Origin of the sequence: Sporosarcina sp. 179-K 3D1 HS (assembly GCF_047228905.1) — a bacterium.
Lineage (GTDB): Bacteria > Bacillota > Bacilli > Bacillales_A > Planococcaceae > Sporosarcina.
In genome coordinates, this window is sequence record NZ_JBFEGI010000014.1 from 1 (window position 1) to 14,538 (window position 14,538).

Annotated in this window: 13 protein-coding genes, 1 tRNA gene and 1 pseudogene; 11 read left to right on the top strand and 4 right to left on the bottom strand. The window is 43.7% G+C overall.

Going from position 1 to position 14,538, the window contains the following annotated elements; all coding sequences use genetic code 11:
- Window position 1 precedes the first annotated feature (1 nt).
- From AB1K83_RS15465 to tsaD, 5 genes are all read left to right on the top strand, one after another.
- Window positions 2-69, top strand: a tRNA-Asp gene (locus tag AB1K83_RS15465).
- Window positions 70-490: 421 nt separating this feature from the next.
- Complete coding sequence (gene tsaE, locus AB1K83_RS15470; RefSeq protein ID WP_413059122.1) at window positions 491-943, top strand: tRNA (adenosine(37)-N6)-threonylcarbamoyltransferase complex ATPase subunit type 1 TsaE; 453 nt, start codon at window positions 491-493, stop codon at window positions 941-943.
- The gene (gene tsaB / locus AB1K83_RS15475; RefSeq protein ID WP_413059123.1) at window positions 940-1,644 is read left to right on the top strand and encodes a tRNA (adenosine(37)-N6)-threonylcarbamoyltransferase complex dimerization subunit type 1 TsaB; all 705 of its coding nucleotides are present in this window, start codon (window positions 940-942) and stop codon (window positions 1,642-1,644) included. The genes tsaE and tsaB overlap by 4 nt, the downstream gene beginning before the upstream one ends.
- Entirely contained in the window at window positions 1,631-2,095 is a 465-nt protein-coding gene (gene rimI, locus AB1K83_RS15480; RefSeq protein ID WP_413059124.1) for a ribosomal protein S18-alanine N-acetyltransferase, read from the top strand. The genes tsaB and rimI overlap by 14 nt, the downstream gene beginning before the upstream one ends.
- A complete protein-coding gene (tsaD, locus tag AB1K83_RS15485) occupies window positions 2,092-3,108 on the top strand; it encodes a tRNA (adenosine(37)-N6)-threonylcarbamoyltransferase complex transferase subunit TsaD (protein ID WP_413059125.1) in 1,017 nt (338 codons plus the stop codon). The genes rimI and tsaD overlap by 4 nt, the downstream gene beginning before the upstream one ends.
- 503 nt (window positions 3,109-3,611) lie before the next feature.
- On the opposite strand, the gene AB1K83_RS15490 is transcribed toward tsaD, so the two are convergent.
- Entirely contained in the window at window positions 3,612-5,546 is a 1,935-nt protein-coding gene (locus AB1K83_RS15490) for an ABC-F family ATP-binding cassette domain-containing protein (protein WP_413059126.1), read from the bottom strand.
- A gap of 123 nt (window positions 5,547-5,669) precedes the next feature.
- Between AB1K83_RS15490 and AB1K83_RS15495 the strand changes: the two genes are divergently transcribed.
- The 3 genes from AB1K83_RS15495 (at window position 5,670) to tatC (ending at window position 7,415) form a co-directional block, all read left to right on the top strand.
- Window positions 5,670-6,320: a redox-sensing transcriptional repressor Rex gene (locus tag AB1K83_RS15495; RefSeq protein ID WP_413059127.1), complete on the top strand. Its 651-nt coding sequence runs from the start codon at window positions 5,670-5,672 to the stop codon at window positions 6,318-6,320.
- Window positions 6,321-6,387: 67 nt separating this feature from the next.
- Window positions 6,388-6,573 (top strand): twin-arginine translocase TatA/TatE family subunit, encoded by a 186-nt coding sequence (gene tatA, locus AB1K83_RS15500; protein WP_413059128.1) that lies wholly within the window; start codon window positions 6,388-6,390, stop codon window positions 6,571-6,573.
- 17 nt (window positions 6,574-6,590) lie between these two features.
- Window positions 6,591-7,415: a twin-arginine translocase subunit TatC gene (gene tatC / locus AB1K83_RS15505; RefSeq protein ID WP_413059129.1), complete on the top strand. Its 825-nt coding sequence runs from the start codon at window positions 6,591-6,593 to the stop codon at window positions 7,413-7,415.
- Between the two features lie 401 nt (window positions 7,416-7,816).
- Here tatC and AB1K83_RS15510 read toward each other — a convergent pair whose 3' ends face one another.
- Window positions 7,817-8,551: a CPBP family intramembrane glutamic endopeptidase gene (locus AB1K83_RS15510; protein ID WP_413059130.1), complete on the bottom strand. Its 735-nt coding sequence runs from the start codon at window positions 8,549-8,551 to the stop codon at window positions 7,817-7,819.
- A gap of 174 nt (window positions 8,552-8,725) precedes the next feature.
- Here AB1K83_RS15510 and groES point away from each other — a divergent pair, with 174 nt between their 5' ends.
- Both groES and groL read left to right on the top strand, forming a co-directional pair.
- Window positions 8,726-9,010 (top strand): co-chaperone GroES, encoded by a 285-nt coding sequence (groES, locus tag AB1K83_RS15515; RefSeq protein WP_413059131.1) that lies wholly within the window; start codon window positions 8,726-8,728, stop codon window positions 9,008-9,010.
- Window positions 9,011-9,071: 61 nt separating this feature from the next.
- On the top strand, window positions 9,072-10,700 hold the full coding sequence (gene groL, locus AB1K83_RS15520) for a chaperonin GroEL (protein WP_413059132.1): 1,629 nt from the start codon (window positions 9,072-9,074) through the stop codon (window positions 10,698-10,700).
- Between the two features lie 92 nt (window positions 10,701-10,792).
- Here groL and AB1K83_RS15525 read toward each other — a convergent pair.
- Window positions 10,793-10,963, bottom strand: a pseudogene (locus tag AB1K83_RS15525) (site-specific integrase); the annotation flags it as partial.
- Between the two features lie 235 nt (window positions 10,964-11,198).
- Between AB1K83_RS15525 and AB1K83_RS15530 the strand changes: the two are divergent.
- Window positions 11,199-12,635: a PLP-dependent aminotransferase family protein gene (locus tag AB1K83_RS15530; RefSeq protein ID WP_413059133.1), complete on the top strand. Its 1,437-nt coding sequence runs from the start codon at window positions 11,199-11,201 to the stop codon at window positions 12,633-12,635.
- Window positions 12,636-13,702: 1,067 nt separating this feature from the next.
- On the opposite strand, the gene AB1K83_RS15535 is transcribed toward AB1K83_RS15530, so the two are convergent.
- Window positions 13,703-14,473, bottom strand: a complete 771-nt coding sequence (locus AB1K83_RS15535) for a LamB/YcsF family protein (RefSeq protein ID WP_413059134.1) — start codon at window positions 14,471-14,473, stop codon at window positions 13,703-13,705.
- Window positions 14,474-14,538 lie beyond the last annotated feature (65 nt).

The following is a 14,538-nucleotide window of genomic DNA, read 5'->3' on the forward strand; positions in this document are numbered from 1 at the left end:
TGGTGTAGCGGTTAACATGCCTGCCTGTCACGCAGGAGATCGCCGGTTCGATCCCGGTCGGGACCGCCATTTATTTTACCTAACATAACCGATTCCGCGGATTTCCCCCGGAATCGGTTTTTTGCATTCCTTTTTATTTTATATGAGCGGATTTCAGGCTATATGATCGCTTGTGAGGAGTTATGATCGGTTCTCCGGAAATATAATCGCTCGCGAGGAGTTTATAATCGGTCTTCTATAGTTATGATCGCCCGCGAGGAGAAATGAGCGGTCTTTCAAAACTAGTAGCGCTTGAGAGATAATATAAGCGAATCTCCCTTCCAAATTGCGTTTGTTTGGAAGACCATGTATCCGGAAGCTGGACTATGGTTGGAAACCGGATACGCTATTCAACGAGCACCCTGTCATTAATTCAAATGTAGAACCGTTTACTTTCCGATACGATTGATATTGGGTAAACTAGAACAAAGCATGTGAAAGGAATTACGACATGATCAAGGAAATTAAAGTACATTCCGTCCAGGAGACCGAAGCAATTGCCGAACGTTTGGCTTCTCTACTCGCCCCTCCGGATGTAATTTTATTGGAAGGTGATCTGGGCGCCGGGAAGACTACGTTTACTAAGGCTCTTGCCAAAGCGCTGGGTATCACCCGAACGGTCAATAGCCCCACTTTCACGATTCTGAAACAGTATGAAGGGCGGTATCCGCTCAATCATCTGGACGTATATCGGTTAGCGGATAGCGAGGAAGATCTCGGTTGGGATGAATTGTTTTACGGAGATGCCATTTCGGTTGTGGAGTGGGCGCATCTCATTAAAGATGATTTACCACCCGAACGATTGGAAATCCGTATTGCGCATCAAGGGGAAGAATCACGAACTATTACATTGGAGCCTACTGGTGCCCGGTACGAAACGATTTGTGAGGAGTTGGCGTTATGATTTGGCTAGGTATCGATACTTCGAATACTCCCTTATCCATTGCACTTGTTAAAGACGGGGAAGTGCTGATTGAAGAAAGTGCTACGTTGCCAGTGACGCATTCCTTAAGGGCAATGCCTGTCATCGAGGAACTGTTTGCAAAAGCCAAATTGGAGCCGGGTACCATTGATCGCATTGCGGTATCCGAAGGGCCGGGATCTTACACGGGCGTCCGGATTGGTGTAACCATTGCGAAGACCCTTGCCTGGACACTCAATAAACCGTTAGTAGGGATATCCAGCTTAAAAGCGCTTGCAGCCAATGCTCAGCTGTATCCGCACTTAATTTGTCCGATTGTAGATGCGCGAAGGAATAACGTCTATTCGGGTGTTTTCCGATTTGACCAAGGGGTAATTACAGCCCTCAAAGATGATGGACATTATTCATTAGACGAGATGTTGTCCTTTTTGAAGGAACAGTTGGCCCCAGTGCTATTTGTCGGCAAGGACACGGCCCTCCATCGTGCGTTGATCGAAGAACGGCTAGGTGAGCAGGCTTCATTTGCTCCTCTCTCGTTACATGTTCCACGTGCCTCAGCTCTCATTGATCTAGCGATGCAGGAAGAACAATCTGCAGAAGTGCATACGTTTGTTCCGGAATACCGCCGTCTTGCAGAGGCAGAAGTGAATTGGTTGAAGGAGCAGCAACATGGAAACAAGTAAAATTCAACAGATCGAGTATCGGAAAATGACACGCGAAGATATACCCGCTGTTGTGGCTATTGAAGAAGAGGCGTTTGCAACGCCATGGTCCGCAGAGGTGTTTGAGCACGAAATGGTAGGCAATAACTATGCCCATTATATCGTCGCAGTCCATGAGGGGGAAGTCATCGGCCATTGCGGCATGTGGATTGTCCTGGATGAATGCCATATTACCAATGTGGCGGTCCGTCAGCATATGAGAGGAAATCACATCGGCGAAGGGCTGATGAGACAAGCCATTGCGTATTGCCAAGAGAAGGAAGTCCGATTGATGACATTGGAAGTGCGGGTGTCGAATCATACGGCCCAGAATCTTTACAGAAAACTCGGTTTCCAAGAAGGCGGCATACGGAAAAACTATTATACGGACGACCATGAAGATGCGCTCGTCATGTGGGTGGAATTCGAATGAAAGACATTTATGTATTAGGAATTGAAACGAGTTGTGATGAGACGGCGGCTTCGATTGTGAAAAATGGTTCGGAAATCATCTCCAATATTGTTGCATCTCAAATCCAAAGCCAAAAACGTTTTGGGGGTGTAGTACCCGAAATTGCGTCCCGGCATCATGTAGAACAAATTACGCTTGTTATTGAAGAAGCGTTGGAGGTTGCAGGACTTCAGCCGAAGGACTTGGATGCTGTTGCAGTCACGGAAGGACCTGGCCTTGTCGGTGCATTATTAATCGGCATTCATGCAGCAAAGGCTTTTGCATTTGCCCATCAATTACCGTTGGTCGGTGTTCATCATATTGCAGGCCATATTTATGCGAATCAATTAATTCAGTCGATGGAGTTTCCGTTACTGGCGTTGATTGTCTCAGGCGGACACACGGAATTGGTCCTGATGGAGGATCATGGATCATTCCAATTGATCGGAGAAACTCGCGATGATGCAGCCGGGGAAGCGTATGATAAAGTGGCCCGTGTCTTGGGGCTTCCATATCCCGGAGGTCCGCATATTGATCGATTGGCGGGAGAGAGCGAAACGCAAATCGAATTTCCGCGCGCTTGGTTGGAGCCCGATTCGTATGACTTCAGTTTTAGCGGTTTGAAATCCGCAGTGATTAATTTTAAACATAACCTGGAACAAAAAGGGGAATCGGTGGATCCTACCCAGCTAGCGGCCGGTTTCCAAGCGAGCGTCATCGACGTTCTCACAACGAAAACCCGGAAGGCGGCAAAGGAATTTGCGGTCAAGCAAGTGATTGCAGCAGGCGGGGTCGCTGCCAATAAAGGGTTGCGTGCCTCTCTGGAGACAGCCTTCCAAGAAGAAGGTATTCCATTTTACGTTCCGCCGATTTCCCTGTGTACCGATAATGCCGCAATGATTGCGGCCGCAGGATCCGCCATGTATGTGGACGGAATTCGTGCTAATCTATCAATGAATGGAAGACCTGGCATGCCGCTCGAATCTTGGAAATAATAAAAACACGGAATTTGACAGTCCTAGTCAAATTCCGTGTTTTTTTGAACGAATCTTTTCTATTTGTCAATAGGGAACGTTTGCACTTATGCACACTTTGTGGATAAGTTGTGCATAACAATAAATGCACTTAATTTAATCGGGTTGATAAAAGGATAACTTTGTGAACAACTCAGCTTAATCCTGTGGATAATGTGGAAAAACAGGCTGGAGTGCTGAATTAATAACCCTCTTAATGTGGACAATTTTGTGGAGAAAGATTTGACTCATTTCGACAAAACTCTACAAAAAACCCCCCGCAACGACTAGTGGGAGGCACTAATTTTAAACAGCGAAGGATTCGATTTGCCGTATTTCTAGGCTCTTTGCAGAAATTAAGGCACTTTTGAAACGCGGCGGTCTAAGTTTGAGTTCCGCTATTCAGCCCAGGTTTGAGTCTCCTTTGAATTGAATCAAATCTGCAATCAGACCAATACTGATGGAGTTGAAAAATCCCGGCTGAATTAAGTTAAATAAGATTCCAACTCTTCTTGTGTCAGGAGCCATTCCTCCGATTTTTCGTCATGTTCTGCTTGAAGCCCATCAATTTGGGATTGTAATTCCATTAGCTTTACATGATCATTTGCGTATTCAGGGATAGCCAACTCTTCTTGTAGTGTTGCAATTTGCTGATCCAAATCGGCCAGTTGAGTTTCTAATTCATTGATGCGTCTCGTCAGTCTTCTTTCTTGTCTCTTCCACTCTTTCATATCGTTCGATTTTTCATCTGGCAGCGTACGAACGCTTTTGGATACAGGTTGTAATTCAGCTTGCAATTCTTCCTGCTCCATCTTCTTCTCTACATAATAATCATAATCGCCGAGGTATTCCAGTGCACCTGAATCGCTGATTTCCATCACTTTCGTCGCAATCCGGTTAATGAAATACCGGTCATGCGATACAAAGACGATTGTCCCCGGAAAATCATCCAGCGCGTTTTCCAGCACTTCTTTGCTATCAAGGTCCAAGTGGTTCGTCGGCTCATCCAGCACCAGCGTGTTCGAGCGCAACAGCATCAGTTTTGCAAGCGACAACCGGGCTTTTTCCCCGCCGGATAACGTCGTAACGGACTTCTCCACATCTTCCCCGGAGAATAAAAAGCGCCCGAGAACAGTGCGAACATCTTTTTCGTTCATCATCGGCCATTCATCCCATAATTCCTGCAAAACTGTCCCCGATCCGACAAGAGTCGCCTGTTCTTGATCGTAATAGCCGAATTGCACATTCGTTCCGTATCGGATTTCGCCGGCAAGCGGGGCTTGTTTCTTCACGATCGTCTTCAATAATGTAGATTTACCGACGCCATTTGGTCCGATGATGGCGATCCGCTCCTGTTTATACACACGCATATCAATTCCGGTGGAGACGGCGACCTGATCATATCCGATGGCCAATTTTTCGAGGGCCAGCACGTCATTCCCGCTAGGCCGGTCGATGGCGAACGTAAAACTAGCCGATTTTTCATCGCCTTCGGGAGAATCCATCCATTCCGTCCGTTCCAACTGTTTCCGCCGGCTCTTCGCCATTTTGGAAGTCGATGCCCGTGCGATATTCCGTTGAATAAAGTCCTCCAACTTCGCCCTCTCACTTAGCCCTTTCTCATAAAGCTTCTGATCGCGCTCAAAGTTTTTCGCTTTTTCATCTATATAAGCACTATAATTGCCCGTGTACTTCGTCACTTTTTTCCTCGATACTTCGTAGACGATTGTAACAATTTGGTCAAGAAAATACCGGTCATGGGAAACGATTAAGATTGCACCCTCGTAAGACACTAGATATTTCTCAAGCCAGGCAAGCGTTTCGATATCCAAATGGTTCGTCGGCTCGTCCAGAATAAGGAGGTCCGGTTTGCTCAACAACATTTTCGCAAGCGCCAACCGGGTTTTTTGGCCACCGGATAATAAATTCACATGTTTGTCGAAATCCTCCGGATAAAAGCGCATGCCGTGCAACACGGAACGGATATCCGACTCGAATTGGTAGCCGCCAGAGTCCTTGAATTCGATTTGCAGGGCATCATACTCTTTCATCACCCTTTCATACTCGGAAGGCTTTTCATAGACCGCCGGATCGGCCATTTGCAATTCAAGCGAGCGAAGCCGCTTTTCCATCACTTGAAGCGATTCAAAGACGGTCATCATCTCCTGCCAGACGGTCAACGGAGAATCCAGGCCGCTATGTTGTTCCAAATACCCGACTAGGACGTCTTTGGGTATAATGAGGTCCCCCGAATCGGGAGTCATTTCACCTGCGATCAATTTAAGGAGGGTGGACTTACCCGCGCCATTCCGTCCAACCAACGCAACACGATCGCGATGTTGCACTTCCAGTTTCACATTTTGCAATATATCAGTTCCTGAAAAGGATTTTGATAGTCCGTTTACTTGTAACACAATCATGATTCGCACCTCGATTCTTCTTAAGTTTAATGGAACGGCGCAAACCGTGCAATGGTCGGCTTTACATCGTTCCATAACTGCTGTACGATAGAATAGGCTCATAGAACGTGCAGGAGGGTTATTATGTCGGAGGAAACGTCAAAAATTCCACAAGCAACGTCCAAACGATTGCCCCTTTATTATAGATTTTTACAGAATTTTGCGAATGCAGGGAAGAAGCGAGTTTCATCCAGCGAATTAAGTGAAGCGATGAAAATTGATGCCGCCACAATCCGCCGGGACTTTTCTCATTTCGGGGCATTGGGTCGCAAAGGATATGGATATGATGTCCAGTATTTGGTCGACTTTTTTCGACAGACTTTGGACCAGGACGAGGAGACGGACGTCGCCTTGATTGGAGTCGGGAGTTTGGGTAATGCGTTTTTAAAGTACAATTTTCAAAAAAATCACAACACTAGGATTGTCGTCGCATTCGACCCGAAAGCGCCGCTGGATGGAAAGTCGATCAGCGGAATCCCGGTATATCATCCCGATAAGATTGAAGAGAAGATAAAGGAACTCGGAGTTGAGGTTGTCATTCTGACCGTGCCTTCCCGGGTCGCCCAGGAGATTACAGACCGGCTTGTGGCGATCGGTTTGAAAGGTATCCTGAATTTCACGCCGGTGCGCCTGGCTGTGCCTGACTGGCTTCGTGTCTTAACAATCGATTTGTCAGTGGAATTGCAATCGCTTATTTATTTCATTAAAAATGACGTAAAAGATTCACAAATCTAAACGACCGCAGATAGAAATTTCGACGTTTTTCGTGTAGAATGGATGTATTATGAAGGAGGTGTCCGGAATGCCAGGTCCAATGAGTTTGATCATTATTGCAATCATTGCATTACTCGTATTCGGTCCGAAGAAGTTGCCTGAAATCGGAAAGGCGTTCGGCTCTTCGTTGCGTGAATTTAAAAACGCGACAAAAGGCCTCGTAGAAGATGACGATGTGAAGAAAGTCGAAGATAAGAAAGAAGAAGTTAAGTAAGTTAGGATGTTTGTCCGATGAAAGAAAAAAACTTAACCATCATTGAACATATAGATGAAATTAGAAAACGGCTGATGGTAATCGTCGTTTTCTTTCTTATTGCGGTGGCGGGCAGTTTTTTCATCGCCAAACCGCTTATCCACTTTCTGCAACATGATGGGGAAGCTGAAAGTATTACACTGAATGCGTTCAATGTTTTGGATCCCCTCATGATTTACGTGAAGATGGTCGTGATCATCGCATTCGTTGTCATTTCTCCTGTGGTCATGTATCAACTGTGGGCTTTCATTTCACCTGGGCTACACGACAAGGAAAGGCGGGCAACGCTCAGCTATATCCCGTATACCTTCTTTCTTTTCTTGGGCGGGGTTGCATTTTCTTATTTGATTTTGCTGCCGTATGTGTTGAAGTTTACAATGAATATATCGAAAGAGCTCGATATCGTGCAAACGATCGGGATCAATGAATACTTTTCGTTTCTGTTCCAACTGGTCATTCCATTCGGATTGATCTTCCAATTGCCGGTCGTCCTATTATTTCTGACGAGGCTTGGCATATTGAATCCGCAATTGCTCGTGAAAGTTCGAAAATATGCGTACTTCACGTTGTTTGTCATTGCGGCCTTCATCACGCCGCCGGATTTATTATCCCATTTGTTCGTTACAGTCCCGTTGTTTATTCTTTATGAAATCAGTATTTTCATTTCAAGATTTGGATACCGGAAATATTTGAAAGCAGAAGAGGAACGACAGCGGGAAGAAGAAGAGGCGGAGCGGGAGCGGTTATTCGCCGAAGCGAAAGCGGAACAGCAACGGCAGATTGAGGAATTTAATTCTAAATAATAATTGGAAAAAGTCTTCCAACCGGACATGCGCCGGGAGGAAGACTTTTTTGTTACTTAGGAAACTATAAAATCTTAGCCTGTGGATAATCTACTAAGCCAGAATGGTTCCGTCTAGGCTCCGGGCGCCAGAGGCTCGGGGTCATAAGTCAAAGCTGCTCAAGAAACGTGCCTTAATTTCTGCAAATTACGCAAAAATACGGCAAATCGAACCCTTCGCTGTTCGATTGGCAAAAGACACCACGCCGCATCTTTTTCTTATGCCTGAGGCCGGCAGGATGCCGGTCATGCAGCCGTTGCGACAGGACGTCGCTTAGGCTGCGAACCCTAACTAGGCAGGCGCCCTGCGCTTTTGTTCTTGGAAATACATAATTTGGAATGTCCCTTATCACTCCATTTGTTCTATTGGAGAAATATTATGATGGCTTGTTTCATATCTTGTAATTGTTGAAGTTTATCAATGTTTAATTGGACAACTGCGACGAAGCCATTCATCAGGAAGTGGGCAATCATCGGGGCCAGCAATCGTTTGGTCCGGTAGTACAAGTAGGAAAAGACGAGTGCAGGCATGAGATACATGAGCGTATGTTCCAGTTCATTATGCACCACGGCGAAGATCAATCCGCTGATGATGGCGGCGATCCAAAAATTCGTTTTTTGAAAGATGCTTCCGAAAAGTACGCGGCGAAACACCATTTCTTCTAAAAACGGGGCAAATAAGACCATCGGAATGAGCATGATGGGAGAGATTCGTGCAATGTCTGAGAGAATGGCTGTATTTTCAGAGCCTAGTTCCACACCCATGGCCGTTTCAATCGTCGCGGCGAGCATTTGGCCGCCCATTGCGAGGAAGAAGCCTAGAAAGCCCCATAGAATGGCATTGCCGATGGATGCTTTTTTTCCAGTAAACACCTGGAGGTATTTCTTATTCCGTACAATGAAGAAAAGAAAGAGGAGCGACGCCATTAAATTGACAGTGAATAAGGACCAAGCGACCCCATTATAAGCAGCTTCTTTATCGGACATGCCGGGCCGGCTTTCAAAATAGCCGATCAATATTTTTCCTAAGTAGAGGCTGCCAACTTGCATGGCTATGTAAATCAAGAGCAGGTTAAGCGAGATTTTCCAGTTTTTCAATTCGTCCACCCTTTCATACCTGGCTGACGTCAATTTTATCGGTTTCCTGCAAGATAAGCAAAGAGGAAATGTTTTCGCTTGCATTTTATTTTGAACTTCATTATGATAATAATTGTGTTAGCACTCTGGTATGATGAGTGCTAAAAAGGAAAATATTTGAGGAGGTTGTTTCACTTGTTGAAACCATTAGGTGACCGTATCGTAATCGAACTGATCGAAGCAGAAGAAAAAACGTCAAGCGGTATCGTGCTTCCGGATTCCGCCAAAGAGAAACCGCAAGAAGGGAAAGTCATTGCGACAGGTACCGGACGTGTGCTGGAGAACGGCCAACGTATCGAGCTGGAAGTGAAAGAAGGCGACCAGATCCTCTTTTCCAAATATGCAGGAACTGAAGTGAAATACGAAGGCAATGACTATTTGATCCTTCGTGAAAGCGACATCCTTGCAATTATCGGATAATTGAAAACGAAATGTATGACCTATCAAATGAATAGATGAAAATTCAGGAGGGACTTACAAAATGGCTAAAGAAATCAAGTTTAATGAAGACGCGCGTAGCGCAATGCTGCGTGGTGTAGATACATTAGCGGACGCTGTTAAAGTGACGCTTGGACCAAAAGGACGCAACGTTGTTCTTGAGAAAAAATTCGGTTCTCCGCTCATCACAAATGACGGTGTAACAATTGCAAAAGAAATTGAATTGGAAGATGCGTTTGAAAACATGGGAGCGAAACTCGTTGCAGAAGTTGCTTCCAAAACAAACGAAATCGCAGGGGACGGAACAACAACTGCAACAGTTCTTGCGCAAGCGATGATCCGCGAAGGTCTGAAAAACGTAACAGCTGGAGCAAACCCGGTCGGCATCCGTAAAGGGATTGAGCAAGCTGTACTGAAAGCGGTTGAAGAGCTGAAAGGCATCTCTGATGAAATCGAAAGCAAACAAGAAATCGCACAAGTTGCAGCGATCTCTTCCGGCGACGAAGAAGTCGGCGAATTGATTGCTGAAGCGATGGAGCGCGTTGGAAACGACGGCGTCATCACAATCGAAGAGTCAAAAGGGTTCACAACGGAGTTGGATGTTGTAGAAGGTATGCAGTTTGACCGTGGATACGCATCTGCTTACATGGCAACAGATACAGATAAAATGGAAGCGGTTCTAGACAATCCATATATCTTGATCACAGACAAGAAAATTACGAGCATCCAAGAAATCCTTCCAGTTCTAGAGCAAGTTGTTCAACAAGGGAAACCATTGTTGATGATTGCAGAAGACGTGGAAGGTGAAGCTCTGGCAACACTAGTTGTGAACAAGCTTCGCGGTACATTCAATGCAGTAGCTGTCAAAGCTCCTGGCTTCGGAGATCGTCGTAAAGCAATGCTCGAAGACATCGCCGTATTGACTGGCGGACAGGTCATCACAGAAGATCTTGGCCTCGACTTGAAATCCACTGACATTTCCCAACTTGGCCATGCGGTGAAAGTCGTTGTTACAAAAGATCACACGACAATCGTCGAAGGTAACGGAGACTCCGACCAAATCGCAAGCCGTGTGAATCAAATCCGCACACAATTGGAAGAGTCAACTTCCGAATTCGATAAAGAAAAACTACAAGAGCGCTTGGCGAAATTGGCTGGCGGCGTAGCGGTCATCAAAGTCGGAGCGGCAACTGAAACAGAATTGAAAGAGCGCAAACTTCGCATTGAAGACGCATTGAACTCCACACGTGCAGCGGTGGAAGAAGGAATCGTCTCCGGTGGAGGAACAGCACTTGTGAACGTCTACAGCAAAGTGGAAACATTGCTCGAGTCTACAGAAGGTGACGTAGCGACAGGGGTACGCATCGTCCTACGTGCTCTAGAAGAGCCTGTTCGTCAAATCGCAAACAACGCTGGCCTAGAAGGATCCATCGTGGTCGACCGCCTGAAACGCGAAGAAGTCGGCATCGGCTTCAATGCAGCAGACGGCCAGTGGGTCAATATGATGCAAGCGGGTATCGTGGATCCAACAAAAGTAACGCGTTCCGCGCTACAAAACGCAGCATCCGTTGCGGCAATGCTCCTCACAACAGAGGCAGTCGTTGCTGACCTACCTGAGAAAAACGCAGCACCAATGATGCCGGATATGGGCGGAATGGGCGGCATGATGTAAGGTTAACTCTAAACCCCTGATATGCCAAAGGTTAGAGCAATCTTTAACAAACTGAGGTCATTTTATTGGTCATAAGCGCCGATAAAATCACTCTAAATATGGAGGTCTCTCATTAATTCACTGAATTTTTGAGAGGCCTCTTTTTCTAATCCTCTTGTTAGATGTCCGTAAATTTCGTCCGTCGTCGCTACTGAAGAATGCCCGAGCCTATGGGAGATAACTTTCATATTAACAACATTTGCTTCAATTAACAACGAAGCGTGTGTATGCTGGAATGAGTGTTGGCGTGATGTGCTTAAATTTTGAGCGCGAAAAGCTGTAAAAGTAAAATGATATAATTGAAACGAAAAATGACTTCGTTAACGTAATGGCCGAGGTCATCTTTAACACTTCTATAGGGATACTGATATCAGGAGATGAGATAATAACATTTAATATTTCACTATGAGCATAATACGAAATATGTTATATTGAAAAATTAATAAAGGGTGGAGTTTAATGCAATTTATGCTAGACCGTTCAATAAAAAAACCTATGTATAGGCAACTTGCAGAACAAATAGAGAATGGAATTATATCGGGAGATTTATCTCAGGACCAGCCATTGCCATCTGAACGTGAGTTAGCAAAAAAGTTACAGATAAATCGGAGTACAGTTGTGACTGCTTATGATGAGTTAGAGGCGATTGGATTAATTGTCAGAAAAAAAGGAAGCGGCACTTATATAAATACAGATATATGGGGACTAACTCATAAAAGAGTCCCCAATTGGGGTAGATATGTAGAGGATGGCTCATTTCTTCCGAATCTTCCGTTGGTACAGAAACTTCGTAATGAAACTGAGCAAGAAGGAATGATTAACCTATCAAGTGGGGAACTTGCAGCAGATTTACTACCTAACGACCAATTCGCTAGGATTCTTAAGGATCATGCGTTTGATGAGCATTTAGGTTACGATCATCCTTTAGGCGATGCGGGATTACGGGAGACAATTTGTAAACATGTAAAAACCTATAAAAATATGGTTGTTGATCCAAACTCCATATTGATTACATCGGGCGCTCAGCAAGCAATCCACCTAATCGTTCAATGCCTGTTAAAACCAGGCGATACAGTAGCTATTGAAGATCCATCCTACGCATTCTCTTTACCGATCTTTCAATCGTTTGGTATTAGAACGCTATTACTCCCAGTTGATCAATATGGCTTAAATCCTGATGATATTGTAGCTTTACAAAGAAAACATCGAATTCGTATGCTTTTTTTAAATCCTGATTATCAAAATCCTACTGGCACAAAAATGTCTCTGGAACGTCGAAAGAGAATATTGGAATTATCATCAAAGTACGGTATTCCCATAATAGAGGATGATCCTTATAATTTGACGTCATTCGATGGGCGCATTGGACCCACGTTAAAGTCAATGGACGATAATGAAAATGTTGTATACATTAGTTCTTTATCAAAAGTTGTTGCATCAGGATTACGCATTGGTTGGATTATTGGACCAGAAAAAGTGATTAAGCGTTTATCAGATGGCAAACAGCAGATTGACTTTGGTCATAGTGTTTTTCCTCAATGGTTAGCGAATCAATTTCTAGATTCTCCTCAATTTGACAAACATGTTTCAAATTTAAGGATTCAACTGAGGGAGCGTAGGAATGCGTTAATTTTAGCATTGGACAGTTTAACTAAAAATGAGGTTACATATTTAGTGCCACAAGGCGGAATTCATTTATGGTGTAAAATAAATCACGAAATTGATGAATATAAGTTACTTGAAGAATCTATGAAAAAAGGCGTTTCATTTGTACCTGGAAGAATAATGGGCTCAACAAATGGATACGTTCGATTTACTTATGGAAAAGGTAACGGAGCCTCAATACAAGAAGGCATTTCAAGGTTTGTCTACGCGCTGAGAAGTTATGGGGTATAATGTATTTTATTCTCGGGTGGTGTTTTTTAGGGGACGATTGTAAATAATCCACCCCTCGGTCAAAGAGTCTACAGGGAGAATCTAAAGAATGTATCATTGAAATACGAACTTTTTCAGTGGGCTTAGACGGTTCCTGAGACCCGAAAAAAACATGTGCTTTTTCATTGGTCCCAAACCGTCCTCCGTTGTTAATAAAATATAAATATTGCTATAAGAGTTAATATAACAATAAGTGGAATTGATAAAACATAAATCCACCCCAACTTGGAAAAGCTATTTTCACTACTGTAATTTTTATTCCCAGAATTAGCAACGGATATGGTCAAAATTAGTCCGATAGCTAAAATAATGACCACGAGAATTATTGATACAATAAGGGCTACCTGCATGCCTTCCTCCTTTTTAGAAATAAATTTCATCGTTCTATATGTTATAATTCTATAATATAAAGCATTTTCGAGGACCATCCAATTAGGGGTTATTTAAACCAACCACTTTTTATTTAGCGAGTATCTTGTCGTCGAGTGACAGTCACTCACACAACTAAAAATGTAAAAGAGATTAAATAATCATTCATGACACAGAAAATAATCTGTGTAATTTTTTTATTTTCTAATACTTTTAAAGGGTTTACTTAATTTAATAAATGAATGTTAAAAAGTATTAGTTGAAGTTATATTGGAGAGGATCTACAAGTCATCCCTATTAAGAAGAAGGTTGTTGATTATGGCTTCTTGACGTAATTCCTCGGAATGTTTAATTGTTAATAGGCGGAACATCACATTGTAGTGGACTCCGCGGCATGATGTAATTAGCCTGTTCAATTCGGATACTTTAAAAATAGCCTCCCATCAATTCAAAGAATCGATGAGAGGCCATTTTTTATTTAGACGTTCGATATCTCAAGGACCATGAGCCGGACGTTGGTTATCATGGAAAATATGAGCTGGAAATAAAAATGACATTCCCGTTTAACTCAGGGAATGTCATTTTAATTATATGGATAGCAGTCTTATAATTTAAAGACGACATGGAGTTAGCCGGAATCTAATGAACGTTACAGACTACTATGTAAGCCATTTGCCCACTGGAGCTATGGTAACGTTATTTTCTTCAAGTTTGGATTTTACGCGTCTAACGATTTCAAGTGCACCTTGTGTATCGCCATGGACACATATACTGTCGGCAGCCATTTCAATGACAGTGCCATCAATTGTTGTAACGGTACCTTTTAAAACCATTTGTAGGACTTGATCAGCAGCTTTTTCCGGGTCTTTTATGACTGCCCCTTCTTGTTTGCGGGAAACAAGCGTACCCTCATTTGTATACGTGCGGTCCGCAAATACTTCGCGAACAACTGAAATCCCTTTTTCAACAGCGAGTTTATGAACAACCGTATTGGCAATTACAAATAATTTTGTATCCGGTAATACGTGTAAGATGGCATCCGTGACAGCATCTGCTACTGTATGGTTTACATACGACATGTTACCCATGCTGCCGTGGGATTTAATATGCTGGATTTCCACTCCATGCTTTTTACAAAACGCTTGCAATGCCCCAATTTGATAAATAATGTAATTGACCAGATCATCTTTAGCGATGTCCATGTCACGTCGCCCAAATCCTAGTAAATCAGGATAGCCCATATGAACGCCAATACCTACCCCTCGTTCTTTGGCCATTTTAACTGTATGATCCATGACATTCGGATCGCCTGCGTGAAAACCGCAGGCAATATTAGCAGATGAAATAAGTTCAATAACTTCTTCGTCATTCCCTAATTTATAAGCCCCGAAACTTTCGCCCATATCACAGTTTAAATCAATGTACTTCATCTTTAACTTCCTTTCCGTCAATTTTTAAAAGCCTATCATGACGATCCGGTCTTTGAATGGAAAAG